Origin of the sequence: Arthrobacter sp. HMSC08H08, assembly GCF_001807575.1 — a bacterium.
In the GTDB taxonomy this organism is placed as follows: Bacteria; Actinomycetota; Actinomycetes; order Actinomycetales; family Micrococcaceae; genus Pseudoglutamicibacter; species Pseudoglutamicibacter albus.
The window spans coordinates 19,187-43,661 of record NZ_KV789399.1 but is presented as its reverse complement, the minus strand read 5'-3'; the positions used below and the strand labels follow the sequence as shown (position 1 = coordinate 43,661).

At 62.0% G+C, this 24,475-nt stretch carries 20 protein-coding genes and 3 riboswitches; of the genes, 12 read left to right on the top strand and 8 right to left on the bottom strand.

Annotated features, from left to right (window positions below; genetic code table 11):
• Window positions 1-111: 111 nt before the first annotated feature.
• Window positions 112-1,554, bottom strand: a complete 1,443-nt coding sequence (locus tag HMPREF3175_RS07345) for an aspartate ammonia-lyase (RefSeq protein ID WP_070491566.1) — start codon at window positions 1,552-1,554, stop codon at window positions 112-114.
• A 146-nt stretch (window positions 1,555-1,700) separates the two neighbouring features.
• Between HMPREF3175_RS07345 and HMPREF3175_RS07340 the strand changes: the two genes are divergently transcribed.
• Window positions 1,701-2,603 carry a 3-methyladenine DNA glycosylase gene (locus tag HMPREF3175_RS07340; RefSeq protein ID WP_070491564.1) on the top strand — a complete coding sequence of 301 codons (903 nt, stop codon included), beginning with the start codon at window positions 1,701-1,703 and terminating at the stop codon, window positions 2,601-2,603.
• 62 nt (window positions 2,604-2,665) lie between these two features.
• On the opposite strand, the gene HMPREF3175_RS07335 is transcribed toward HMPREF3175_RS07340, so the two are convergent.
• Window positions 2,666-4,141: an FAD-binding oxidoreductase gene (locus tag HMPREF3175_RS07335; RefSeq protein WP_083289494.1), complete on the bottom strand. Its 1,476-nt coding sequence runs from the start codon at window positions 4,139-4,141 to the stop codon at window positions 2,666-2,668.
• Between the two features lie 70 nt (window positions 4,142-4,211).
• Here HMPREF3175_RS07335 and HMPREF3175_RS07330 point away from each other — a divergent pair, with 70 nt between their 5' ends.
• The 5 genes from HMPREF3175_RS07330 (at window position 4,212) to purL (ending at window position 9,935) form a co-directional block, all read left to right on the top strand.
• Window positions 4,212-4,985, top strand: coding sequence for a DUF3159 domain-containing protein (locus tag HMPREF3175_RS07330; protein WP_083289493.1), 774 nt, complete (start codon window positions 4,212-4,214; stop codon window positions 4,983-4,985).
• A gap of 175 nt (window positions 4,986-5,160) precedes the next feature.
• Window positions 5,161-6,501, top strand: a complete 1,341-nt coding sequence (gene gdhA, locus HMPREF3175_RS07325; RefSeq protein ID WP_070491562.1) for an NADP-specific glutamate dehydrogenase — start codon at window positions 5,161-5,163, stop codon at window positions 6,499-6,501.
• A gap of 112 nt (window positions 6,502-6,613) precedes the next feature.
• Window positions 6,614-6,871 carry a phosphoribosylformylglycinamidine synthase subunit PurS gene (purS, locus tag HMPREF3175_RS07320; protein WP_035756569.1) on the top strand — a complete coding sequence of 86 codons (258 nt, stop codon included), beginning with the start codon at window positions 6,614-6,616 and terminating at the stop codon, window positions 6,869-6,871.
• On the top strand, window positions 6,871-7,632 hold the full coding sequence (gene purQ / locus HMPREF3175_RS07315) for a phosphoribosylformylglycinamidine synthase subunit PurQ (protein WP_070491560.1): 762 nt from the start codon (window positions 6,871-6,873) through the stop codon (window positions 7,630-7,632). The genes purS and purQ overlap by 1 nt, the downstream gene beginning before the upstream one ends.
• Window positions 7,629-9,935 carry a phosphoribosylformylglycinamidine synthase subunit PurL gene (gene purL, locus HMPREF3175_RS07310; protein ID WP_070491558.1) on the top strand — a complete coding sequence of 769 codons (2,307 nt, stop codon included), beginning with the start codon at window positions 7,629-7,631 and terminating at the stop codon, window positions 9,933-9,935. Before purQ ends, purL begins: the two co-directional genes overlap by 4 nt.
• A gap of 183 nt (window positions 9,936-10,118) precedes the next feature.
• Here purL and HMPREF3175_RS07305 read toward each other — a convergent pair whose 3' ends face one another.
• Both HMPREF3175_RS07305 and HMPREF3175_RS07300 read right to left on the bottom strand, forming a co-directional pair.
• Window positions 10,119-11,549: an LLM class flavin-dependent oxidoreductase gene (locus tag HMPREF3175_RS07305; protein ID WP_052048532.1), complete on the bottom strand. Its 1,431-nt coding sequence runs from the start codon at window positions 11,547-11,549 to the stop codon at window positions 10,119-10,121.
• 30 nt (window positions 11,550-11,579) lie between these two features.
• A riboswitch (SAM riboswitch) is annotated at window positions 11,580-11,693 on the bottom strand.
• Window positions 11,694-11,698: 5 nt separating this feature from the next.
• Window positions 11,699-11,971, bottom strand: coding sequence for a hypothetical protein (locus HMPREF3175_RS07300; RefSeq protein ID WP_070491557.1), 273 nt, complete (start codon window positions 11,969-11,971; stop codon window positions 11,699-11,701).
• Between the two features lie 58 nt (window positions 11,972-12,029).
• Window positions 12,030-12,127: riboswitch (SAM riboswitch) on the top strand.
• 8 nt (window positions 12,128-12,135) lie between these two features.
• Here HMPREF3175_RS07300 and acs point away from each other — a divergent pair.
• The 3 genes from acs to HMPREF3175_RS07285 all read left to right on the top strand — a co-directional run bounded on the left by acs (window position 12,136) and on the right by HMPREF3175_RS07285 (window position 16,754).
• The gene (gene acs, locus HMPREF3175_RS07295) at window positions 12,136-14,178 is read left to right on the top strand and encodes an acetate--CoA ligase (protein WP_083289492.1); all 2,043 of its coding nucleotides are present in this window, start codon (window positions 12,136-12,138) and stop codon (window positions 14,176-14,178) included.
• Window positions 14,179-14,363: 185 nt separating this feature from the next.
• Window positions 14,364-15,803: an amino acid permease gene (locus HMPREF3175_RS07290; RefSeq protein ID WP_083289491.1), complete on the top strand. Its 1,440-nt coding sequence runs from the start codon at window positions 14,364-14,366 to the stop codon at window positions 15,801-15,803.
• A 9-nt stretch (window positions 15,804-15,812) separates the two neighbouring features.
• On the top strand, window positions 15,813-16,754 hold the full coding sequence (locus HMPREF3175_RS07285) for an HpcH/HpaI aldolase/citrate lyase family protein (protein WP_052048547.1): 942 nt from the start codon (window positions 15,813-15,815) through the stop codon (window positions 16,752-16,754).
• Window positions 16,755-16,794: 40 nt separating this feature from the next.
• On the opposite strand, the gene HMPREF3175_RS07280 is transcribed toward HMPREF3175_RS07285, so the two are convergent.
• Window positions 16,795-18,084: a M20 metallopeptidase family protein gene (locus HMPREF3175_RS07280; RefSeq protein ID WP_256276321.1), complete on the bottom strand. Its 1,290-nt coding sequence runs from the start codon at window positions 18,082-18,084 to the stop codon at window positions 16,795-16,797.
• A gap of 76 nt (window positions 18,085-18,160) precedes the next feature.
• Complete coding sequence (locus tag HMPREF3175_RS07275; RefSeq protein WP_052048533.1) at window positions 18,161-18,820, bottom strand: histidine phosphatase family protein; 660 nt, start codon at window positions 18,818-18,820, stop codon at window positions 18,161-18,163.
• Window positions 18,821-18,913: 93 nt separating this feature from the next.
• A riboswitch (SAM riboswitch) is annotated at window positions 18,914-19,034 on the top strand.
• A 12-nt stretch (window positions 19,035-19,046) separates the two neighbouring features.
• Here HMPREF3175_RS07275 and HMPREF3175_RS07270 point away from each other — a divergent pair.
• From HMPREF3175_RS07270 to HMPREF3175_RS07260, 3 genes are all read left to right on the top strand, one after another.
• A complete protein-coding gene (locus tag HMPREF3175_RS07270; RefSeq protein WP_070491555.1) occupies window positions 19,047-20,375 on the top strand; it encodes an O-acetylhomoserine aminocarboxypropyltransferase/cysteine synthase family protein in 1,329 nt (442 codons plus the stop codon).
• Complete coding sequence (locus tag HMPREF3175_RS07265) at window positions 20,375-20,887, top strand: CoA-binding protein (RefSeq protein ID WP_035756582.1); 513 nt, start codon at window positions 20,375-20,377, stop codon at window positions 20,885-20,887. The genes HMPREF3175_RS07270 and HMPREF3175_RS07265 overlap by 1 nt, the downstream gene beginning before the upstream one ends.
• A gap of 167 nt (window positions 20,888-21,054) precedes the next feature.
• Complete coding sequence (locus tag HMPREF3175_RS07260) at window positions 21,055-22,161, top strand: magnesium and cobalt transport protein CorA (protein ID WP_070491553.1); 1,107 nt, start codon at window positions 21,055-21,057, stop codon at window positions 22,159-22,161.
• A 42-nt stretch (window positions 22,162-22,203) separates the two neighbouring features.
• On the opposite strand, the gene HMPREF3175_RS07255 is transcribed toward HMPREF3175_RS07260, so the two are convergent.
• Both HMPREF3175_RS07255 and HMPREF3175_RS07250 read right to left on the bottom strand, forming a co-directional pair.
• Window positions 22,204-23,004: a carbon-nitrogen hydrolase family protein gene (locus HMPREF3175_RS07255; RefSeq protein WP_070491551.1), complete on the bottom strand. Its 801-nt coding sequence runs from the start codon at window positions 23,002-23,004 to the stop codon at window positions 22,204-22,206.
• A gap of 145 nt (window positions 23,005-23,149) precedes the next feature.
• A complete protein-coding gene (locus tag HMPREF3175_RS07250) occupies window positions 23,150-24,451 on the bottom strand; it encodes an adenylosuccinate synthase (protein WP_070491549.1) in 1,302 nt (433 codons plus the stop codon).
• Between the last annotated feature and the right edge of the window lie 24 nt (window positions 24,452-24,475).

Here is a 24,475-nt window from a genome sequence, read left to right as displayed (position 1 = left end):
TGTTGAGTGGGAAGTTGGTGGGAAGCTCAAGCATGAGCCCCCTAGCGTCGCTCCACATAGCCTCAACGCGATCCGTGAACATGGCCTCTGCATCGTCGTTGAGGGCGCGGTTTACTCCACGGTTTGGGTGTGGCCGGTTGCGTCAGCAATCGCGCGGCGAATGGTGGCTTCATCGAGCACGCCTTCTTGAACCGCGAGGTCAATGATGGACGCGTTCTCTTCGAGCGCCTGTTTCATGAGGTCAGCGGAACGTTCGTAGCCGATCAGCGGCGAAAGCGCAGTCACCACGGACACTGACTCAGCCACACGCCGCGAAAGCACGTCCTCGTTCGCCTCGATCCCGTCCACGCAACGCAACCGCAACGTCGCACATGCCGCGCGCAGGGAATCGATCGCATCGAACAAAACATCAGCCATCACGGGTTCGAAAGCGTTGAGCTGCATCTGACCGGCCTCAACCGCCATCGCAACCGTGGTATCAGCACCGACCACGCGGAACGCGACCTGGTTCACGACCTCCGGGATCACCGGGTTGACCTTGCCCGGCATGATCGAAGAACCCGCCTGCACTGGCGGCAAGTTGATCTCATTCAAGCCAGCCTGCGGGCCGGATGAAAGCAAACGCAGGTCATTACAGATCTTGGAAAGCTTGATCGCGGTACGCTTCAACCCACCGGATACGAGCACGAAAACACCCGTATCCGAGGTCGCCTCAACCAGGTTACGGGCACCGATCACGTTGTTCTTAGTGATCTGCTGCAGGTGCTTGAGCACAAGCTCGCGATACCCCACCGGCGCCGTAATCCCGGTACCGATCGCGGTGGCACCCAGGTTGAGTTCCAGCAGATGCGGAATGAAGTTAGTGAGCATCACGACGTCTTCACGCATCGCATCCGCGAACGCACCGAACTCCTGGCCCAACGTCATCGGGACGGCATCCTGGAGCTGGGTGCGGCCGATCTTGGTGATCTCCGCGAACTCTTGAGCCTTCTTCCCGAAGGATTCGGCGAGCAACCCAACCTCTTCGATGAGCCCACGCATCGCCCAATGCAGCGCAAGTTTCAGCGCGGACGGGTACACATCGTTAGTGGACTGGGCGGCGTTGACGTGATCGATCGGGTTGATCACAATCGAATCATCCCCGATGATCTGCTGGGCACGATGCGCAATAACCTCGTTCGCGTTCATGTTCGTTGAGGTTCCCGCACCACCCTGAACACGGTCGATCACAAACTGCGAATCCCACTTACCGTCCATGACCTCTTGGGCCGCGGCCTCGATCGCCTCGCAACGAGCATCATCAAGCCGGCCCAACTCGTGATTAGCCCGGGCAGCCGCGAGCTTCACAGCACCCAAAGCCCACACAAGCTCCCGGATCTGACCCACGGTGCGGCCCGTGATCGGGAAGTTCTCGACCGCCCGCAACGTGGAAATACCCCACAAAACCTCCGCCGGGACTTCACGTGTCCCCAGCGAGTCCTTCTCGGTACGGGTTTCGGTGGATTCAAGCGCGGCCCGCAACTCGGCAGGGGCCGTCAGAGGCAAAAACGACATGATGCTCCTGAGAACCGCAAACCAACGGTTTGCAACAACTGATACCAACTGATGAGTCTACGCAGACACCACGCGATCGGCCGCATCCGCACCCGCTGGTAGCTGCCGCGAGCGCTGGCCGGGGCCGCATCGTCCACAATGGATGTATGCCCACCTTGCTCTATCCTGACCAGTGGCGTGCCCGCGAGCACGCTCACGCCGAACGCGCCCGCGCATACACCGAGCCGTTCCGGCAACGGCGAGCGCGGCAGCAGACCCACCCGGTCTATGACTTCTTGTTCACGTATTACTCGTTCCCGCCGGCGCAGCTGGAACGTTGGCATCCCGGCCCCGGCGTGGTGTTGTTAGGCGACGATGCGGTAGCGCAGCGGTCTGGGTGGCGGTTTTATTCGGTGGTTGAGGATGCCGGTGGCAGCGGGAGGCCGGGCGTTACGGTGGATGCCGCGGAATTCGTGGCGGCTCGGGGACGGATGGTGGACTTCGCGGACACGATCTTCAGTGCGGTCGCGGCGCGGCCAGGGAGTTTTTCGTGTTTTGGTTTGCACGAGTGGGCTATGGCGTATAAGTCGGAAGAGAACGGTGTGCGCCACGACTATGTTCCGTTGCGGCTGGGTTCCACCGGCACCGATGAGGTGGTTGAGACCCACCAGATCCGGTGCACGCATTTTGATGCTTTCCGGTTTTATGCCCCGCAGGCTCGCGGGCTGAACCAGCTCACGCCTACGCGGGAGCGACAGGTTGAGCTTGAACAGCCTGGATGTTTGCACGCCGGGATGGACGTCTATAAGTGGCTGTATAAGCTCGCGCCACTCGTGGATTCGGGGCTCATCATGGACGCTTTCGAGCTCGCGTGGGAGACCCGCATCATGGACATGCAGGCCTCACCCTATGACTTGAGTGAATGGGGCTTCGAACCCATCCGGATCGAAACCGCGCACGGCAAGGCCGAATATGTTGAACGGCAACGCGCATTCTCTGAACGCTCCCAGCGGCTACGCCAGCGGGGGCTCGATGCGGTCGCCGCGATCCGCGCGGCCGGCAGCGGCTAGAGCAGGGTGGTGTAGCTGGCACGCAACAAGCGCCGCTGCTGCCTAGCCAAACCAGCCGCTACCTAGTCGAGGACCTTGCCGGGGTTCATGATCCCTTGCGGGTCGAAGACCTTCCGCAACTGTTGCTGCAGTTCCGTCTGGTCTGCGCCGAGCTCCTCGGGCAGGAAGCGTTTCTTCAGCAAGCCCACACCGTGTTCGCCGGTGAGCGTTCCGCCCATCTCGAGGGCAACACTGAACACTTCGTCGGCGGCTTCCCATACGTGAGTCGGAACTGCGTCCAGCCCCGTCTCACCCGCGACCGGTTCGAACACGAACACCGGATGCATATTGCCATCGCCGGCGTGGGCCGCGCTCGGCAACGCAACCTCATACTTCCGTTCAATCTCACGCATCCGAGTGAACGCCTCCGCCATCCTGGTCCGCGGAACAGCGATGTCCTCAACCAAGACGCTACCGCCCATGCGTTCAATCGCAGGGAACACGGCCCGCCGCATACCGATCAGCGCTTCGGTCTCGGCATCGCTCTGCGCAACCCGCACGTGACGGGCGAAACCAGCCACCGCATCGTGCACCTGAGCCAACTCTGCTTCGGCACCCAAGCCATCGGTCTGTACCAAAAGCAGCGACGCCGGCCTGCCCTCGGTAGGGTCCACGAACGCCTCATCCGTAGCAACCAAGTGCCCCACCACCGCGGCCGAGGTCACCTCATCGAGTAGCTCCATCATCGCCGGTTGAAGATGCGCCGCCGTCACAGCGCTCGCGGCAGCTGCGGCATCCACCGCCGAATCACACACCGCAACCAGCGTGGCAACCTCAGCGGACTGTAGCGGCCGCACCTTCAGAACACACTCGACGATGATCCCCAGCGTGCCCTCGGAACCGATCAGCATCGAGGTGACGTCATATCCTGAAACACCCTTGACGGTGCGCCGCCCCATCGACACCACACGGCCATCCGCCAAAACCACCGTGAGCCCCAAAACCCACTGCTGCGTCACACCATATTTAGCGCACAAAAACCCGCCAGCATTCGCCGCGATGTTCCCGCCCACCGTGGAGATAGCTTTCGACGCCGGATCTGGCGGCCACCACAAACCATCCTTGTGTAGCACCGCATTGAGCTCATCGTTCAAGATGCCCGGCTGAACCACCGCCAAACGGTCATCCGCCGAAACTTCAAGGACCTTATTCATGCGCTCCAGGCACACCACAAGCGAGCCTGCGCCCGCCGTCGCAGACCCCGCCAGACCCGTGCCAGCACCCCGCGGAACCACACTTACACCATGTTCGGAAGCCCAGCGCAACGCCGACTGAACCTGCTCTGTCGTTTCCGGCCACACCACCGCAACCGGAACACCATCCGGCTCAACACCCGAACGGTCAATCGAGTACGCACGCAAGGTCGGCTCATCCGTCGCGATGCCGCCGCACATCGCCTCCCGCAGAGAATCCAGGGCCGTCTGTGAAATCGACGGCGCCTGCGAAACAGCTGCAGATGCAGAAACAGTTGCCTCCGATGCCGGAGCCACCTTGGCCATGAAACCTCACCTTCCCCACAACTTTGGTATGAGCCAGGACACACACTGGTCGGAAACTAGACTAGCGCTTATGCCCACCCCACCAGAGCGCGCTGAACACGGCGACGCTACGCCGCACAGTGAAGCAAAACAGCGCAGTGAAGCAGAACAACGCGGTGAAGTTGAACAGCGCAGTGAAGCAGAACACCAGGCCGGGTCCGAGTCTCTGCTTCAGTTGCTCGGTGGTGCGCGCCCCGCGATCGAGGCGACCATCCCGCCGGTTGTGTTCGTGCTCGCATGGATGCTCAGCGGCAACGACATCGTCATCGGGGGCGCGGCAGCAACCCTGTCCGGGCTCATCATCGCCGGCTTCGCGCTCTACCAACGCCGCAGACTAACCTCCGTCATATTCGGGTTGCTCGCCGTGGTCGCATCCGCCGCGGTTGCGGTCTATACCGGCAACGCCGTGGACTTCTTCCTGTTGCGGCTGCTTTCCAACGCGGCCTCGATGCTGGCCTGGATAGCTTCCATCATGATTCGCTGGCCGTTCCTTGGGATCGTGCTCGGGGCACTGCTCGGAACCAAAACCACGTGGCGTAAGGACCCCGTGATCCTACGCGCCTACAACCGCGCATCATGGTTCTGGGTCGCCCAATACGGTGTCCGCGTCATCGTGCTCGGCTACTTCTGGGCTACCGGCCACGTCATCGGGCTCTCGGTGGCCCACATCCTGCTGAGCTACCCGCTCTTCGCGCTCAGCCTCATCGCATCCGGCTGGATGCTGTTCGGATCCATCCCGAAAACCCATCCCGGGATCCGCCACCCACAAGTGGCGCACCCTGCACAGGCTGCGGAACAGAAATAAGCCGTAAAACAGCACCAGAACCGAGCCAGAAACCGACGCCTCACCGCAGCCCTATACACGATTTCCAGACGGTTTGTCCTGAGCCTTCACATTCCCAGACGTTAAGAAATAAAAAACCGGCGAGCGCACAAATTTTTCTAGACTGGGAAGCCGCAACACGATTTCAGGAGGACCTGTGGAACCACAGCTAGAGGATGCATACGCTGACGTACTTCGCCGCAACCCTGGCGAACCAGAGTTCCACCAAGCAGTTGCAGAGGTTTTCGATTCCCTCGGCCCAGTCGTCAAACAGCACCCCGAGCTCATGGAGTACGGGATCATGCAGCGGTTGTGTGAGCCGGAGCGTCAGATCATTTTCCGTGTGCCGTGGGTTGATGACAACGGCCAGGTGCAGATCAACCGTGGCTTCCGTGTGCAATACAACTCGGCACTTGGCCCGTATAAGGGTGGTTTGCGTTTCCACCCTTCGGTGAACATCGGCATCATCAAGTTCTTGGGCTTCGAGCAGATCTTCAAGAACTCACTGACCGGTATGCCTATCGGCGGCGGTAAGGGTGGCTCTGACTTTGATCCGCACGGGAAGTCCGATGCGGAGGTCATGCGTTTCTGCCAGTCGTTTATGACTGAGCTGGCTTCCCACATCGGACAGTACACTGACGTCCCGGCTGGTGACATCGGTGTGGGTGCCCGCGAAATCGGCTACATGTTCGGCCAGTACCGCCGCATGACTAACGCTTATGAGTCCGGTGTCCTGACCGGTAAGGCGTTGCTGTGGGGTGGGTCTCGCGCCCGCACGGAAGCGACCGGCTACGGTGCCGTGATCTTCGCGGAGTCCATGCTGAAAACCCGCGGTGAATCTTTCGACGGCGCCAAGGTGACCGTGTCCGGTTCCGGTAACGTCGCGATCTATGCGATGCAGAAGTCCCAGATGCTGGGTGCCACCGTGCAGGCGTGCTCGGATTCCTCGGGTTATGTTTATGACCCGAACGGGATCGATGTTGACCTGATCAAGCAGGTCAAGGAAGTGGAGCGCGGCCGCATCTCTGATTACGCCGAACGCCGGGGCAACGGCGCCCGCGTTGTCACTGACGGCTCCATCTGGGACCTGCCGACCGACGTCGCCTTGCCGTGTGCAACCCAGAACGAACTCAACGGCCGTGACGCCCACACCCTGATCCGCAATGGTGTCAAAGCGGTTTCCGAGGGCGCGAACATGCCATCAACCCCCGATGCGGTGGCGGCTTTCCGTGACGCGAAGGTGCTCTTCGGCCCAGGTAAGGCTGCGAACGCCGGTGGCGTTGCGACCTCCGCGCTTGAGATGCAGCAGAATGCCTCCCGTGACTCCTGGACGTTCGACTACACGGTCCAGCGTCTCACCGAGATCATGGAAGACATCCACGAAACCTGCCTCGAATCAGCGGATAAGTATGGCCGCGGCGGCGACTATGTTTTCGGCGCGAACGTAGCCGGTTTCAGCCGTGTCGCAACCGCGATGCTCAACCAAGGCATCATCTAGCGGGAGCCCACCCCACGCGTGTTCCTAAACGGATAAGATAGAGAGGCAAGTGCGCAAGCACCATTTCTGTGTGCTCGCGGCAAGAAACTGCCATCTCAGGAGATCCCACATCATGGCCCGGATCGTCGTTGACGTCATGCCCAAGCCCGAGATTCTGGACCCGCAGGGTAAAGCTATTCTCGGTGCGTTCCCTCGCCTCGGTTTCACCCAGTTCAGCGAAGTCCGTCAGGGCAAGCGTTTTGAACTGACCGTGGACGGTGAAGTGACAGAAGATACTTTGGCAGCAGCTCGCGAAGCCGCTGAGACCCTGCTGTCCAACCCGGTCATCGAAGACGTTGTCAACGTGGCTGTGGTTGAGGACGGTCAGTAATGCCGCGCACCACTGATTTCCCTTTCTTGGTTGATAATTCCGTGGACACCTACCCGGATTCGGGTGTCAAGATCGGTGTTGTCACGTTCCCCGGAACCCTTGATGACCGCGATGCGTGCCGTGCGGTGCGTTTGGCTGGCGGCGAGCCGGTGAACCTGTGGCACGCCGACGCTGATCTGAAGGATGTTCAGGCTGTTGTAATCGCTGGCGGTTTCTCCTACGGCGACTACCTGCGCCCGGGCGCCATCGCTCGTTTCGCGCCTGTGATGGACAGCATCATCGCTGCCGCGAACTCGGATGAGAAGCTGCCGGTACTGGGTATCTGTAACGGTTTCCAGATCCTCACCGAAGCGCACCTGCTTCCCGGTTCGATGATCAAGAACGATCACCTCAAGTTCATTCGCCGCGATCAGCCGTTGACGATTGAGAACAACGAAACCAAGTGGACCCGCCTGTATGAGAAGAACCAGAGCGTGGTCTATCCGTTGAAGAACCAGGACGGCCAGTACGTCGCAGACGAGGCGACTCTCGACATGCTCGAGGCCGAGGGTCGCGTGGTATTCCGTTATGAGGGCTGGAACCCGAACGGTTCCCGCCGCGGCATCGCCGGCATCACGAACGAGGCCGGGAACGTGGTTGGTCTGATGCCTCACCCAGAGCACGCAGTCGAGCTGGGCTTCGGACCAGACGATGGCCGCGGCCGTGACGGCCTGACCGTGTTCACTTCCTTGATCAGCAACTTTGTGGAGGACGCCAAGTGACCACCCAAGATTTCACCCTTGATACCGTCGCTGATGCCGAATCCACCCCAGACGTTGAGCAGCCGTGGGCTGAACTGGGGCTGAAGGAAAACGAATACGAGGACATCAAGAAGATCCTGGGCCGCCGCCCCACGGATTCCGAGCTCGCGATCTATTCCGTGATGTGGTCCGAGCACGCCTCCTATAAGTCCTCCAAGATTCACCTCCGCTCCTTCGGTAAGAAGGTTGACGATGAGATGAAGAAGCACACTCTGGTTGGTATGGGCCAGAACGCTGGCGTGACCGACCTCGGTGACGGCTGGGCTGTGACGTTCAAGATCGAATCCCACAACTCACCTTCCTATGTTGAGCCGTATCAGGGTGCCGCTACCGGCATCGGCGGTATCGTCCGCGACATCATCTCGATGGGTGCCCGCCCTGTAGCGGTCATGGATCCGCTGCGTTTCGGCGCGATCGACCATCAGGACACCGCACGCGTGGTGCACGGGGCCGTGGCGGGCATCGGCGGCTACGGTAACTCGCTTGGTCTGCCGAACATCGGAGGCGAAACCGTGTTCGATCCCGTCTATCAGGGCAATCCGCTCGTCAACGCGCTCGCTGTGGGCGTGATGCGTCACGAGGACATCCACCTCGCCAACGCTAAGGGCGAAGGCAACCGTGTGGTCCTGTTCGGTGCGCGCACAGGCGGCGACGGTATCGGCGGAACCTCGGTTCTGGCTTCGGCGTCCTTCGAGGAAGACAAGCCATCCAAGCGCCCAGCGGTCCAGGTGGGTGACCCGTTCGCTGAGAAGGTCCTGATCGAATGCTGCCTCGACTTGTTCCGTGACGAGCTTGTTGTGGCGATCCAGGACCTCGGCGCGGCCGGTATTTCGTGCGCGACCAGCGAACTCGCCTCCAACGGTGGCGTGGGCATGAACGTTGAGCTCAAGGACGTGCTGTTGCGTGATCCGAGCCTCAACCCGTCCGAAATCCTGATGTCCGAATCCCAGGAACGCATGATGGCCGTGGTGACCCCTGAGAACGCCGAGGCGTTCGAGAAAGTCCTGGAGCACTACGGTGTCGAATACTCCTGGATTGGTGAGATCACCGAGGATCCGCGCCTGATCATCACGTGGAACGGCGAGGTCATTGTGGACATCGATCCGCAGACCGCCGCTGAAGAGGGACCTGAATACGACCGCCCATACGCCCGCCCTGACTATCAGGATGCGTTGCAGGCTGACTCGTTCCGTGCTTCCGAGGCCGCTAAGAACCTGCCGGAGCAGGGCGAGGACCTCAAGCAGGCGATGCTGGAGCTCATGGCGCGGCCTAACCTGTGCGATAAGACGTGGGTCACCCAACAGTTCGATTCCAACGTTGGAGGCAACACAGCGTTGGCTTCCCCTGACGACGCCGGCGTGATCCGCGTTGATGAAAACACCGGCATGGGTGTCGGTTTCGCGACGGATGCGAACGGCCGTTACGCCTACCTCGACCCCTACGCTGGCGCTCAGCTGGCTTTGGCCGAGGCGTACCGCAACGTCGCGACCTCCGGCGCTACCCCGATGGCTGTGACTGACTGCTTGAACTTCGGTTCCCCTGAGGACCCGAATGTGATGTGGCAGCTGGTCCAGGCGATCGAGGGGCTTTCGGATGCCTGCCTTGCACTCCAGGTTCCGGTGACCGGCGGTAACGTTTCGCTCTACAACCAGACCGGCGAGACCCCGATCCACCCGACCCCGGTTGTGGGCGTGATGGGTCGCTTCGATGACGTCACCGCGCGCACGGTTTCGGGTTGGCGTGAAGAGCACGACGGCAACGCGGTCTACTTGCTTGGTGTGACCCGCGATGAGCTGGATGGCTCCGAGCTCGCCGCGATGCGTGACCACCTCGGCGGTATCCCGCCGAAGGTCGACCTCGATGCGGAACGCACCCTGGGCCAGCTTCTGGTCTCTGGTTCCCGCGACGGCATGTTCGATGCCGCCCACGACCTCTCCGAAGGCGGCCTCGCAGCCGGGCTGGTCGAGATGTCGATGCGCTACGGCGTCGGTGTGCGCGTGAACCTGGATGAGCTCAAACAGCGTGACGGCATTGACGCTTTCACCGCTCTGTTCTCAGAATCGCAGGCCCGCGCGCTGGTGTGCCTGCCGCGTTCCGAGGAGGAACGTTTCACCGCGATGGCCGCGGCACGCGGCTTCGCCCACGTCCGCCTGGGTGTCGTGGACGCTTCCTCGCACGCGATCGAAGTTCAAGGCGAGTTCTGTGCAACCCTCGACGAAATCCGCGAAGGCTGGGGCACAACCATGCAACGCCACTTCGGCTAACGCCTGTTGCTAGCGGTGTGCCGTACGGCTACAGCACACCGCTAGCAGGCACCTTCGATAACAAGAGATGGCTGTGGGCGCCAGGTTCATCCTGGCGCCCACAGCCATGTCGTATTCGCGGCCGTGAAATGTACGGCCTACCCTGGCTGGCGGGCGCTGTCTCCTGCCCGCCAGCGTGGCAACCTAGCGGCGGACAGCCGCGCCCGGATGGTTTTCCGGCAACCGGTCGCCGCGACCAAACAGTGCGTGGCGCAAGGAGGAACCCGTCTGGTCTTCCACTGGGCGGTCGGCATCCCACGCAACCGTGGCGTCGGCGGCTTCCTCAGCGCTCGGGTACACGCCGAGCGCTTCGAGTTCTGGAATCACGTAGTCCACGACGTCACGGAACGTGCCAGGCTTGACCGCGTAGGCGACGTTGAAGCCATCCACCCCGGTGTCACGCACCCATTCGTGGAACTGTTCGGCGACTTCGCGGCCGGTACCCACGGCAACCGGACCGAAACCACCCACGCCGATGTAGCGCGCCAACTGGCCCACGTTCCACGGCTTATCAGAATCACCTGAAGCCGCCTGGAACATGTTCACCGCGGACTGGATCGCGTTGGACTCCACGTCTTCACCGATCACCGCATCCAGCGGGTATTCGGACAAGTCGATGCCCGTCCAGCCTGCGAGCAACGCCAACGCGCCCTGCTCATCGGCATAAGACTGGTATTCGCGGAACTTCTCCCACGCTTCCTCGTTCGTCTTACCCACAACCGGGGTGATCATCGCGAAAATCTTGACGTCATCAGCGTTACGGCCCGCCGCCACGGTTGCTTCACGAATCTTCTTCACGGTCTTCGCGAGGCCTTCCTTGGTTGCCTGCGAAACGAACACAGCCTCAGCGTGCTTCCCCGCGAAAGCCATACCGCGCGAGGACGCGCCGGCCTGGAAGATCACCGGGGTGCGTTGGCGGGAAGGCTCCGTGATCGCAATGCCTGGAACGTTGAACCACGTGCCTTCGTGTTCAATCGGGTGCACCTTAGCCGGGTCAACGAACAAGCCGGATTCGCGGTCAGCTACAACCGCGTCGTCCTCCCACGAACCCTCGAGCAGCTTATACACGACCTCGAGGTATTCATCCGCGTGATCGTAGCGTTCGTCGTGCTCCATCTGGCTGGTCTGGCCAAAGTTCTTCGCCGCGGACTCGAGGTAGCCGGTCACAACGTTCCAGCCGACTCGCCCGCCCGTGATGTGATCCAGGGTCGCCATGCGGCGCGCGAGCCCCACCGGATGCTCATACGCAGTGCCCGCAGTGACACCGAAACCGAGGTTCTTCGTCGCTGCAGCCATCCCCGCCACGATCACCGCCGGATCAGCCAACGGGATCTGCGCACCGGAACGCAACGCCGTTTCCGGGGAGTTCGCATACGCGTCATACACACCCATCACATCGGCCAAAAACAGGGCGGAGAAACGGCCCTCTTCCAGGATCCTGGCGAGCTCAACCCAGTGCGAGAGCTTGTTGTAATCCCGCGAGGTATCTTCCGGATGCTTCCACAAACCCGGGGACTGGTGGCCAATCGTGTTCATCGCGAAGGCGTTGAGAAGAATCGGTTTTTCAGACGACATGTTAACCCTTTCCCGCAGCCCTCAAACGCTGCGCCATCGTCTTCTGGCGGGAGCACCTTTCCCTCACGATTCCTGCTACGGAACCCTTCAGGATGGTTGCTGCGGCGTCAACGAGCCAGATCTCTCGGCCGCTCTGGATGGATACGGATTCAGCATAGAGGCACACCATGGGCATCACGCAAATCGCTCGTGACCGATGACAAAGAATGACGGCACGCATCGGCGGCTACACTTGCGAAAGTATTACCCCAAGCCATAACACGGGTTTCTGCAGGTGAAAGGGCTACAGCGACGTGGAACTTGCGCGGCCAGAAGTGTTCTTTACCGTCGATATCATCGCGCTGATCATCAACGGGATCATGGGTGGGGTGATCGCCCGCCGCATCGGACGCCTTTGCTTCGCCAGCCGTGTTGAGCAACATGACACACACGCTGACCCGATTTGCGTGCAACCGCATTCGTCACCCACTATGGACAGCACAACCATCCAGAGCGGCTGAGAGATCTGGCTCTACGACGCCGCAGCAACCACCCCGGGTTTTTACCGGGCATGGTGCTCACGCCAGGATCGATGGAGTGACAACGCATGACCGCAACGTCCGCACCCGCGCACCAGGCCGCCCAGGCTCAGCTCAGCAACGCAAACCTCAGCAGCGCGCAGCCTAGCGATGACGCGCTGCTTAGCGATGAAGAGCACAGCGCGTACTGGGCCAAACAGGCCGGGCAGCTCACGTGGGAGACCCCGTGGGATACGGTGCACACGCTAACCCCGCCTAACCCTGAAACTCAGGAAGGTCTGCAGCAAACCTGGTTCGCGGGAGGCACGCTCAACGCCGCTGTCAACTGCGCAGACCGCCACGTAGCGGCGGGCAACGGGGACAAAGTAGCGCTCTACTTCGAAGGTGAACCCGGCGACCGTCGCACCGTGACCTACCGCGAACTCACCGAGGAAGTCTCGCAGGCCGCCCACGCGCTCACGGAACTGGGCATCACCCGCGGCGATCGCGTCGTGATCTATCTTCCGGTGCTCGTTGAGACGATCATCATCACGCTGGCTTGCGCACGCATCGGCGCGATCCACTCGCTTGTTTTCGGCGGGTTCAGCGCAGAAGCGTTGCGTTTCCGGGTTGAAGACACCCGCGCCAAGCTGCTGGTCACCAGCGACGGCCAGTACCGCCGCGGCAAGGCCGTGCCCGTCAAGGACATCGCGGACGAGGCCGCATCCGGGGAGAACCAGCTCGAGCATGTGCTCGTGATCGACCGCACCGGCCAGCGAGACATCCCGTGGACCGAAGGCCGTGACATCTGGTGGGACCAGATTGTGCCCCGCCAGCCCCGGCAGCACACACCGGAAGCGTTCGATGCGGAAAATCCGCTGTTCATCATGTACACCTCCGGGACCACCGGGAAACCGAAGGGCCTGGTGCACACGACCGGCGGCTACCTCACCGGTGCTGTAGCGACCTATAACCAGATTTTCGCCCACCCGGACCCAGCTCAACGCGCGGGCGACGTGCATTGGTGCACTGCAGATCTCGCGTGGGTCACCGCCCACACCTACGAGATCTATGGGCCGCTCGGGGCCGGCGCGACCCAAGTCATCTATGAAGGCGTGCCGAACGCCCCGCACCCGGGCCGGCACTTCGAAGTCATCCAGCGTTATGGTGTGACCTCCTACTACACCGCGCCAACGCTCGTGCGTTCGCTCATGGGCTGGTTCCCGGAAGGGATCCCAGCCGAATACGATCTCTCCAGCATCCGCCTCGGCGGAACCGTAGGTGAAGCCGTCAACCCTGAAGCAGCACGGTGGCTACGCGAACAGATCGGCCGCGACACCTACCAGCCCGCCAACCCTGAAACCGGGGAACCCGAGCGCGGCATCAGCATGGTCGATACCTGGTGGCAGTCAGAAACTGGCTCCACCATCCTCACTCCCCTACCCGGCGCAACCACCGTCAAGCCCGGCAGCGTAGGCCGCGACATGCCAGGGGTAGCGACCGCGGTTGTCGACGACGAGGGCAACCCGACACCGGCTGGAACCCAAGGCAACATCGTGCTCACCCAGTTCCCGCCCTCGATGGCGCGCACCGTGTGGGGAAACCCTGAACGCTGGTACACCTCCTATTGGAAGGCCTACGCCACATACGGTTGGTTCAGCGCAGGCGACGGCGCGAAAGTCGATGCCGACGGCGACACCTGGATCCTCGGCCGTACCGATGACGTCATCAACATTTCAGGCCACAGGCTCTCAACCATTGAGATCGAGTCCGCGCTCGTGACCGACCCGGGTGTTGTGGAAGCCGGCGTGTGCCCGGTACCGGATGCGAAGACCGGGCACGCCGCGATCGCGTTCGTGGTCCCCGGCGATCAGTCCCTGCTCGGCGCTGACGCGAGCGAGGAGGCCGTCGCCGAGTTCGCGCAGCGGCTACGCGCCACCGTGACCAAGGAGATCGGGCCCATCGCGAAACCGGCCCGCATCATCCTCGTGCCCGACGTACCGAAAACCCGCTCCGGCAAGATCATGCGCCGCATCCTCACCCAGGCCTATACCGGTGAAACACTCGGCGACACCACGAGCCTGCGCAACGAAGAATGCATCCCGGACGTGCTCGCCGCCGCCCGCGGCTAGCTGTATCCGCAGCTAGGCCGTACCAACCGGGGAACTTACCCGCGGCTACAGCAGGAGGCCGCGCCGCAGGAGAAAATGCGTGCTTTGAGCTGATTTGAAGTCAGTTCGTCTAGGGTTAGGCGGCCAGCTCGCCCAAGCCCTATCGCGAATGTGCATTGGGTCACGCATCGTCCTAGTCTCGATGCATGCGTTCTAGCAAAGACACGGCTTCTAACAGCGGCACGGGTTCCAGCGCCGACGCTTCGCCCCGGGTTGAGAAGGCTTCCCTCGATAAAGGCCTGACCGGGCGCCACATCCAGTTCATGGCGCTGGGTTCGGCGATCGGAACCGGGCTTTTCTATGGCTCAGCGGATGCGATCAAGGCCGCCGGCCCGATCGTTCTGCTCGCCTACATCGTGGCGGGTGCCGCGGTATTCATCGTGATGCGCGCCCTGGGCGAGATGGCGGTCCGCAACCCCGTCGCTGGCGCGTTCTCTGACTACGCGACCCGCTATTTGGGCCGCTACCTGGGGTTCACGACCGGCTGGACGTACGTGTTCTGTATGCTCGTCGTCTCGATCGCGGACGTCACCGCGGTGTCCGTGTATATGGGGTTGTGGTTCCCCAACGCGCCGCAATGGATCTGGGCGGCGGCCGTCGTTTTGTTGATCGCGGGCATCAACACCCGGCACGTGAAGGTGTTCGGCGAGATGGAGTTCTGGATGTCGATCATCAAGGTCGGCGCCGTGATCGCGATGATCCTCGGCGGCATCGCGATCCTGATCTTCGGCATGAGCGTGCCGGGTGAGGCGACCCCGGGCCTTCATAATCTTTTCGATCACGGCGGCTTGGCACCTAACGGCTGGATGGGCATTCTGGCGTGCTTGACGATGGTCGTGTTCAGCTTCGGTGGCATCGAGACCATCGCCGTGACCGCGGGCGAGGCTAACGATCCGCACACCGCGATCCCGCGCGCCGTGAACTCGGTTCCGATCCGCATCCTGCTGTTCTATGTTCTGGCTTTGGGTGTGATCATGACGCTGGTTCCGTGGAACCACATGAGCTCGGACACTTCCCCGTTCGTCCAGATTTTCGCGACGCTAGGAATCCCGGCGGCGCAACATATTTTGAATATCGTGGTGCTCACGGCCGCGATCTCTGCGATCAACGCGAACTCGTACGGTGCCGGCCGCATGCTGTTCGGGATGGCACACCTGGGGCAATCCCCACGCGCGTTCACCCGGACCACGGGCAAGGGCGTGCCGTGGGCTGCGGCACTGCTCATGATGTGCGCGCTCACGGTGGGTGTGGTGTTGAACTTCCTGATGCCGGAGTCCGCTTTCGCCGTGGTTGCCTCGGTCGGTGCGTTTGCGATCACGTGGCTGTGGTGCATGGTTTTGCTGTCCCACACCGCGATGCGCATCAAACTACGCCGCGAAGGCGTGCCTAAGGAAGGGCTTGAGTTCCCGGTGCCGTTGTGGCCCATCACCCCGATCTTCGCGGGTTCCTTCCTGGTTCTGGTGATCGTGTTGATGGCGTGGTTCCCGAACACGCGCGTCTCACTCATCGCGGGTGCCGTGTGGATCGCCCTGATTTCGGTGATATATGTTGTCACAACGTGGCTCAAGCGCCGCCAGAGTCAGTAACGTGTGGTCATGGCTCCTACGTTTTACCCTGCACAGATCCCTACGGCGGCCGGTCAGAAGATCGGCCCAGACCTTGCGCGTTCGTGGCTTTTGACGAACGCGGCGCATCCTGACCGTTTCGCTGAAGCCGAGGATTCCGCCGCCGATGTGGTGGTTTTGGATATCGAAGATGCGGTGGCGCCGAAAGACAAGGTTGCTGCCCGTGAAGCCGCGGTTGAGTGGATGACTAGCGGCCACACCGCGTGGGTTCGTATGAACGGTTATGCGACCAAGTATTGGGAAGACGACGTTGAGGCTTTAGCTGCCGCGTTGCCTTCCGCTGTGGGTGGGCCTGTGGCTGAGGGTGGTTTGGCCGGTGTGATCCTCGCGATGGTCGAATCCACCGACCACGTCAACGAGACCGCACGCCGCTTGCCTGGGATTCCCGTGATTGCACTCGTTGAGACCGCGCGCGGTTTGCAGCGCATCGATTCGATCGCCGCGGCGAAGGGAACCTACCGTTTGGCGTTCGGTATCGGTGACTTCCGCCGCGACACCGGGATGGGGGACGGCCCGATGGCGTTGGCTTATGCCCGCTCACAGTTCACGATCGCATCCCGCGCAACAGGCCTGCCGGGCGCGATCGACGGCCCGACCGTGGGTACCACGGGCGTCAAACTCGCCGAAGCCGCCGCGGTCACGAGCGAGTTCGGTATGACCGGCAAACTGTGCCTAGTTCCAGAACAGACCGCAACCGTCAACGAAGGCCTCTCCCCTTCCAGCGAGGACGTCGCGTGGGCACACGAGTTCCTCACAGAATTCGAGGAAGCCGGCGGAGAGATCCGCAACGGCTCCGACCTGCCGCGCCTCTCCCGCGCGAACAAGATCCTCGCCCTTGCGAAGGCCTACAACGTGCAATGGCGCAAGGCATCCGACCCGGCCCCTGCGCCATCGGACACCTACCACTACTGACACGCGTAGCCGCCGCCGGCTTGTCGTTGCGGGCTGATCGTTAATGTGCGAGAGGCCCGCGGCGTAGCGCAAGTTCCGCGAAAAGCCGCACGCTACGGCCCAGCACGCGGTCGTCAAAGATCGCGTGCGGCGAGTGGTTGCCCGCAACTTTCGTGGGGTCTTCGCCTTCCGGGACGGCACCGAGGAAAATGTAGGCGCCCGGTACGCGCTGGAGCACTTCGGAGAAGTCTTCTGAACCGGCTTCGGTGCGCGGCAGGTCTCGGTAGGCGGTATCCCCGAACAGGTCCCGCACGGTTTCGGCAACGTAGTCCACGTGTTCGGCCGAGTTCACGGTTACAGGAAAGTCGCATTCGACCCTGTAGCTTGCGCTCATCCCGTGGGCTTCCGCGATGCCTTTGGCGACGCGCTGCACGGCCGGCACGAGCTTTTCACGTGACGCCGGGCTGAAGGAACGCAGCGTGACCTGGATGGTTGCGGTGGACGGGATGATGTTCGGCGCAGAGCCCGCCTTGATCGAGCCGACAGTCACCACGACGGGGTCGAACGGGTCGAACTGGCGGGTCACCATGGTCTGTAGGCCGAGCACGATCTCTGCCGCGACTGGCACCGGGTCCGCGGCTTGGTGCGGGGCGGATCCGTGGCCGCCTTGGCCGTGGACGGTGATGACGAGGTCATCACATCCGGACTGTATGGTTCCCGGTTTGGAGACGAACGTCGCGTGCGGATAGCGGTCGGCGTACACGTGGATCGCGTACGCCTCATCGACCGGCTGGCCTGCGGCTTCCAGTAGGCCTTCTTCGATCATGGTTTTCGCGCCGCCAGCGGTTTCTTCGGCAGGCTGGAACATGCCTACAACATCGGCGGTAAGTTCATCGCGGCGCTGTGCGAGATACAGCAGCGTGCCCACCAGGCCCGCGGTGTGCATGTCGTGGCCGCACGCATGCATCTTCCCGGTTTCGGTGGGCGAATATTCAAGCCCGGTTTCTTCGGTGACCGGTAGCGCGTCCATGTCTCCACGCAACAGGACTACGGGGCGGCGCGTACCTTCAGGAAGCGGAGCAGCACCGCGCAGAACAGCGGTCACGGAGGACTGCGCCTTCCCGGTGTGCAACTCGATCCCCTCGGTTCCCTCGAGCGCATCCAGCACCGCGGCCTGCGTCGTGGGCAGGTGCCGGTCCAGCTCGGGATTCGCGTGCAGATAGCGGCGCAACCGGACGATGTGCCCGTTGAGTTCCGCCGGGATCGGTTCTTGCGCCGCCGGATGTACCGCCGGAAGCTGTTGCCCCGGTGCTGACGTGTTTCTCGCTGATGTACTGGCGGTGCTCATCATGGGTGTCCTTGGCTTAGCTGGTGTCCGTGAACGGCGTCACAGTCAGTGTAGTGGGTGGCTGTGATGCAGCGCCGGGTTAGGAAAGTGCGCTGCGGATGTGGTGCAGGTGCGCTTCTTGGGCTGGGGTGAGGTAGCGGATGTCGCAGTTGCGCAACCCCGGATTGCTGATGTTCCACTCGTCCAGGGTGTTGAGCAGGCAGCGGGTGGTCGAGCCGTGGGATACGGCGATGACGCGTTGGCCTGGGTTGCGCTGGAGCGCTTCGGCGAGCGCTGTAGCGCTACGGCGGCCGGCGTCTTTGGAGCTTTCGACGCCTTCGAGGATCCCGAGCTCTTTACCGCGGGCTTCGACCTCTTCGACGTTGGGGAGGTGTGCCGGGAAGAGGTAGGTGAAGGTTTCTTTGTCGAGGTCGCCGTAGGCACGGCCTTCGTAGGGCCCGTATGAGCGTTCTTTGAGCCCGGCGACGACGCGCGGCGCCTCAAGTCCGAGGTGTTCAGCGATGATCTCCGCGGTTTCGCGCGCCCTGAGTTGCGGGGAGGTGAGGATGACGTCCCACGGGCTACCCCATCGTGATGTCGCGTCAGCCGCCAGGGTTTCCGCCGCGGCGCGGGCTTGTTCGATGCCGGTCGCGTTGAGGGGGACGTCCGCGCTTCCTTGGAAGCGGCGTTCTTTATTCCAGTCTGTTTGCCCGTGGCGGACCAAAGCGAGAGACGGGACGTGGTGAGGGCTGGTGCTCATATCCCCAGCTTATGCCGGCCGCACTGTTCCCGGCGCGCCTTAGTACGTCACATGCGTTTGCCCTGGCTCGAGGCGAGTGCGCATAATGGTGGCTGACCATCTAGAGCGGTCGAGGGACCTGGCCCTGTGACGCCGCAGCAACCATCGCCACAGTGTTCACTCATGTAGCGTTCACTGCTGCAGCGAATGGTGCTCATGCCGGGATCGATGGAGTTGAAGGAGTTCCATGTCTTCTGCCGACCGTCAATTCGGTTTCCGTACCCGTGCCCTGCATGCGGGTGCCACCCCTGATTCGGAGCACGGTTCGCGTGCCGTCCCGCTGTATAACACGACGTCTTTCGTGTTTGAAAACGCGGACGATGCGGCAACGCTGTTCGCGCTGCAGAAGTACGGGAACGTGTATTCGCGTATCGCTAACCCTACGGTTGCGGCGTTCGAGGAACGCGTCGCGTCCCTTGAGGGCGGTATCGGCGCGGTCGCGACGTCTTCGGGTATGGCCGCTGAGTTCATCACGTTCGCCGCGCTGTGCCAGGCGGGCGATCACGTGGTCGCTTCCTCGAAGCTCTACGGCGGGACCGTAACCCAGCTGGATGTCACGCTGCGCCGATTCGGCGTGGAGACGACGTTCATCGACTCGACCGAGGTCGAGGACTTCGCGGCCGCGATCCAACCGAACACCAAGGTCCTCTACACCGAGGTGGTAGCGAACCCATCCGGAGTCATCACCGACATCGAAGGTCTCGGCGCTCTCGCCCACGAACACGGGATCCCACTGGTTGTGGATTCAACCCTGACCCCGCCGTACATTTTCCGTCCGCTGGAACACGGCGCGGACATCGTGATCCACTCGGCGACCAAGTTCCTGGGCGGCCACGGAACCACCCTGGGCGGCGTCGTCGTTGAATCAGGCCGTTTCAACTGGGGCAACGGCAACTTCCCATCCATGACGGAGCCGGTGCCTTCCTACGGTGACTTGTCGTGGTGGGGCAACTTCGGTGAATACGGTTTCCTCACCAAGCTACGCAACGAACAGTTGCGTGACATCGGCGCATCGCTCGCCCCTCAGTCCGCGTGGCAGTTGCTCATCGGCATCGAAACCCTGCCGCAGCGTATGGATGAGCACATCGCCAACGCCCGTGAGGTCGCGCGTTGGCTGGCTAACGATGACCGCATCGAGTGGGTCTCCTACGCCGGCCTGGAAGACCACGCCTACCACGAGCGCGGCAAGCAGCTCTTGCCGAAGGGCGTGGGCTCCGTGTTCAGCTTTGGTGTCAAGGGTGGGCGCGACGTCGGGGCTGAGTTCATCGCGAACCTGCAGCTGGCAAGCCACCTAGCCAACATTGGTGACGCGAAGACCCTCGTGTTGCATCCGGCATCCACAACGCATCAGCAGCTAAGTAAAGAACAGCTGATTGCGGGCGGGATCGGCGAAGACCTGATCCGTATTTCGGTGGGCCTTGAAGATGTTGAGGACATCATCTGGGACCTCGACCAGGCCCTGGAAGCCGCCGTGAACGGTGCTAGTGACGGTGCTGCGAACGGGGAGGAAGCGTAATGAGCAACGAAACCACCACAACAGAGGCCAACAGTGCGTGGGTTGGCCCATCAGCCCCGCAACGGTTGAACCTGCTGCGTGCCGCCAAGAGCATCGCGATCGTGGGCGCCTCCACGAACCCCGCGCGTGCCGCGTATTTCGTGGCGACCTACCTGCAGTCCTCCGCCCCCTACAAGCTGTACTTCATCAACCCGCGAGCCACTGAGCTACTCGGGGAGCCCGTGTACCCGAGCCTCGATGACCTGCCGGAAGTGCCCGACATCGTGGTTGCGTTCCGCCGTAACGAGGACCTCCCGAGCGTCGCTGAGGACGCCGTGCGTGTGGGCGCGAAGGTGTTCTGGGCACAGTTGGGCCTGTGGAACGAAGAAGCCGCGCGCATCGCTGAAGCCGGCGGGCTCGCCGCGGTCATGAACCGTTGCGTCAAAATCGAGCACGCACGCTTCCACGGCGGCCTCCACCTTGCAGGCTTCGACACCGGAGTCATCTCCTCCAAACGCCAACTGCGCGCATAACGGTTGCTGTTGCGTCGCTGCGCGGCACGATCGCGCACCGACGCTTGAGGCGCCTGCGCGGCGGCGCGGTGGCGACCGCGTGACCGTCTCACCGCGGCGCCGCGGGGTTGAACGTCCAGCGCGTCGCGGTGGCCGGGAACGGGTGGAACTGGTGCCAGAATAGAGGCATGTCTGCTCGCAACAAGATCCGCTCCAAACTCGGCCTCCCCCTCGTTTCGGGACGTGCCAGTCATAAGCGAACCCCCGTTGCGCCGCCGACCCCGCACGTGGTGAAAGACAACATCCGCGCAGTCTCATTCGATAACGAAGGCGCGTTCCCGCTCACCGGCGGCCACACCATCGAAACCGCTGGCAGGTATTCGGAAGAACACCCTGACCAGGTCGTCGTGATCTCGATGGATAAGCCGACTGACCAGCAGATTGAAGACCTCGCGGAGGCCTGGGATCTTCACCCGCTGCTGCTCGAGGACCTGCAGGCCCCATCGCGGCGCGCTAAAGCCGAACGTCAGGGCGACACCCTGTTCGTCGTGACTCACTCTGTTGCCTATCAAGATGACATCGAAGAGGTCGTTTTCGGCGAATTCAACCTGTTGATGCGAGGGAACCAGGTAGCGGTTTTGTGCCAGGATCAGGCCGCGGTGCGAGCCTGGCAGGCGAAAGGTTTCCGGCTCGAACACCGCTTCGGCGAACAGAACGAGCTACTCAAGCACGGCCCGGAAGCCGTGCTGCATGCAGTGCTCGATGCGGTCGTGGACGGATACGGCCCCGTGCTGCGTGGCCTCGAGACTGACAAAGAAGAGATTGAACGCCAGGTGTTCTCGGGTGACCCGGCGGCTGCCGAGCGTATTTACCGCTTGTCGCGCGAGATCATCGAGCTACGCCAAATGTCCAACGGGTTAGCGACCGTGATCCGCCGCCTGTTGATCGGAACCACCCGCTATGGGACCGACACCGAGTTGCGTATGTACCTCGATGACGTCTCTGATCATCTCTCCCAGATCATCCCCGACATCGCCGAGCTACGGGACGCGCTGAATCAGATCCTGCAGGTCAACGCGACCTTGGTCTCTCAGCGGCAAAACGAAGACATGAAGAAGATCTCCGGGTGGGCGGCTATCATCTTTGCGCCCACGCTCATCGGTGCGATCTACGGCATGAACTTCACCAACATGCCCGAACTCGAATGGACCTACGGCTACCCGCTCGCGCTCGCGGCCATGTTTGGATTCGCTCTGTTCCTGTTCATCGTCTTCAAAAAGAAAGACTGGATGTAGCGGCGCTGGCTAGCCCTGCCGCGGCTAGCCCGCGGTCAGCGATCAGGCCTTTGGCGCGTCGACCCCTACGCGGCGGTTCTGAAGAACCGGCAGGTATTCTCGCACGCTCTTGACCTTCTTGCGGCCCACTTTGCCTGTGACCAAACCGAATGGCTCGTCCTCAAGATAAGCGACAGGCTGGGCCAGCGGATCCAGGATGACCGAGTAGCCGATCGTCTGGTTCGAGGCCGTACCGGCAGCCGCAACCCATACCGTGTTCTCCACAGCGCGGGCCTTCAGTAGCGTCTGCCAGTGGTCGATCTTGTTCTCGCCCTTATACCAAGCCGCTGGAACCAACAGGACATCAGCGCCAGCCAACGCAAGGTTGCGCGCGAGCTCGGGGAAACGCACGTCGTAGCACGTCATCATCCCGAACGTCAGGTTCCCGTACGTGAACGTAGCGACCTGGTTGGGGTCGCCTGCAGAAATACGGTTGGATTCCTTGAACGTGAACGCGTCATATAAGTGGATCTTGCGGTACGTCTCAAGCTCCTGACCATTCGCATCCACTGCCAAGACCGTGTTGTACGGCTTGCCGGTTTCGTTCGGCTCATAACCACCCACCACAACCGCGATGCTGTGGCTCGCCGCAATCAAACCGACCTGGCGGGCGAAACGCTCCCACCCCTTCTCAACAAGCCCAGCGAAATCATCGCCAGCCTGGACCAGCGAAAGCATCGACTCCTCAGGGAACACGATCATGTCCGCCTTCTCAGAGGCGGCCTGCCGCGCCAACTTATCCAACGTTTCGAGGTTTTCGAAGACATCGGCGGTCGGGCTGAACTGGCCAAGGGAAATCTTCATCGCGTTCTCCTTGCTGTCTGCAACAAGCGGTGTGAGCCCTACTCTACACACCTTCGGATAAAGCACAGCGTGCATAGAAACAAGGTTCTATGCACGCTGGCTTCAGATGCTACTAGCGGTCTCTTTCAAGGCCGGATGAGTGAGCTCAGTTGTCTTCAACCGGGCCGATCAGATCCCGCACCACGATGCTCGCGTCACGGTCCGGGCCTACCCCGATCGCGGAGAAGCGACAACCCGACATCGCTTCGAGCGCTTCAACGTATTTGCGGGCGTTTTCCGGCAGGTCATCGAGGCTCCGAGCCCCTGAGATGTCTTCGATCCAGCCGTCAAAGTATTCATAGATCGGCTTGGCGTGGTGGAACTCGGACTGCGTCATCGGTACCTCGTCGTGGCGCACCCCGTCCACGTCGTAGGCGACGCATACCGGGATCTTCTCGATGCCCGTCAGAACGTCGAGCTTGGTCAAGAAGTAGTCGGTGAAGCCGTTGACGCGGGACGCGTAGCGAGCCATAACCGCGTCATACCAGCCGGTGCGGCGCGGACGGCCCGTGTTGACGCCGAACTCGCCACCCACGGTGCGTAGGCGCTCGCCCATATCGTCGAACAGTTCGGTCGGGAACGGGCCAGCACCCACGCGGGTGGTGTAGGCCTTGATGATGCCGATCGAGCGCTGGATGCGGGTCGGGCCGATGCCCGCACCCACCGATGCGCCGCCGGCGGTCGGGTTCGATGAGGTCACGAACGGGTAGGTCCCGTGGTCCACATCCAAGAAGGTGGCCTGCCCGCCCTCCATGAGCACAACCTTGCCCTCATCGAGCGCCTTGTTGATTTCCAGCTCAGCGTCGATCACCATCGGGCGCAAACGGTCAGCGAAGCTCAAGAAGTATTCAACAACCTCTTCGACTGTCACGGCACGGCGGTTATAGACCTTGACTAAGAGTTCGTTCTTCTGCCGCAGTGAGCCCTCGATCTTCTGGCGCAGGATCGATTCGTCGAAAATGTCCTGGACACGGATGCCGAGGCGGCCGATCTTATCCATGTAGGTCGGGCCGATGCCGCGACCGGTTGTGCCGATCGCGCGCTTACCCAAGAAACGTTCGGTGACCTTATCGAGTGTCTGGTGATACGGGGCCACCAAGTGAGCGTTCGCAGAAACACGCAGCCGGGACGTATCAGCGCCGCGAGCCTCAAGCGCGTCGATCTCCTCGAAGAGGGCCTCAAGGTTCACAACACAACCGTTCCCCAGAACAGGGATCACATTCGGGGCCAAAATACCGGCCGGGATGAGCTTGAGCTCATACTTTTCACCACCCACCACAACGGTGTGGCCCGCGTTGTTACCGCCATTCGGTTTCACAACGTAATCAACACGACCACCAAGAAGGTCGGTTGCTTTGCCCTTGCCTTCATCGCCCCACTGGGCGCCAACAATAACGACGGCCGGCATGCATCTACTCCTCGCGCACTGTCT

Excerpts from the sequence above, each read along its gene's own strand:
- HMPREF3175_RS07345 (WP_070491566.1), bottom strand. The coding sequence starts at position 1,554 with ATGTCGTTTTTGCCTCTGACGGCCCCTGCCGAGTTGCGGGCCGCGCTT.
- HMPREF3175_RS07340 (WP_070491564.1), top strand. The coding sequence starts at position 1,701 with ATGCCCACCTTGCTCTATCCTGACCAGTGGCGTGCCCGCGAGCACGCT.
- HMPREF3175_RS07335 (WP_083289494.1), bottom strand. The coding sequence starts at position 4,141 with ATGGCCAAGGTGGCTCCGGCATCGGAGGCAACTGTTTCTGCATCTGCA.
- HMPREF3175_RS07330 (WP_083289493.1), top strand. The coding sequence starts at position 4,212 with ATGCCCACCCCACCAGAGCGCGCTGAACACGGCGACGCTACGCCGCAC.
- purS (WP_035756569.1), top strand. The coding sequence starts at position 6,614 with ATGGCCCGGATCGTCGTTGACGTCATGCCCAAGCCCGAGATTCTGGAC.
- purQ (WP_070491560.1), top strand. The coding sequence starts at position 6,871 with ATGCCGCGCACCACTGATTTCCCTTTCTTGGTTGATAATTCCGTGGAC.
- HMPREF3175_RS07305 (WP_052048532.1), bottom strand. The coding sequence starts at position 11,549 with ATGTCGTCTGAAAAACCGATTCTTCTCAACGCCTTCGCGATGAACACG.
- HMPREF3175_RS07300 (WP_070491557.1), bottom strand. The coding sequence starts at position 11,971 with ATGTTGCTCAACACGGCTGGCGAAGCAAAGGCGTCCGATGCGGCGGGC.
- acs (WP_083289492.1), top strand. The coding sequence starts at position 12,136 with ATGACCGCAACGTCCGCACCCGCGCACCAGGCCGCCCAGGCTCAGCTC.
- HMPREF3175_RS07290 (WP_083289491.1), top strand. The coding sequence starts at position 14,364 with ATGCGTTCTAGCAAAGACACGGCTTCTAACAGCGGCACGGGTTCCAGC.
- HMPREF3175_RS07285 (WP_052048547.1), top strand. The coding sequence starts at position 15,813 with ATGGCTCCTACGTTTTACCCTGCACAGATCCCTACGGCGGCCGGTCAG.
- HMPREF3175_RS07280 (WP_256276321.1), bottom strand. The coding sequence starts at position 18,084 with ATGATGAGCACCGCCAGTACATCAGCGAGAAACACGTCAGCACCGGGG.
- HMPREF3175_RS07275 (WP_052048533.1), bottom strand. The coding sequence starts at position 18,820 with ATGAGCACCAGCCCTCACCACGTCCCGTCTCTCGCTTTGGTCCGCCAC.
- HMPREF3175_RS07270 (WP_070491555.1), top strand. The coding sequence starts at position 19,047 with ATGTCTTCTGCCGACCGTCAATTCGGTTTCCGTACCCGTGCCCTGCAT.
- HMPREF3175_RS07265 (WP_035756582.1), top strand. The coding sequence starts at position 20,375 with ATGAGCAACGAAACCACCACAACAGAGGCCAACAGTGCGTGGGTTGGC.
- HMPREF3175_RS07260 (WP_070491553.1), top strand. The coding sequence starts at position 21,055 with ATGTCTGCTCGCAACAAGATCCGCTCCAAACTCGGCCTCCCCCTCGTT.
- HMPREF3175_RS07255 (WP_070491551.1), bottom strand. The coding sequence starts at position 23,004 with ATGAAGATTTCCCTTGGCCAGTTCAGCCCGACCGCCGATGTCTTCGAA.
- HMPREF3175_RS07250 (WP_070491549.1), bottom strand. The coding sequence starts at position 24,451 with ATGCCGGCCGTCGTTATTGTTGGCGCCCAGTGGGGCGATGAAGGCAAG.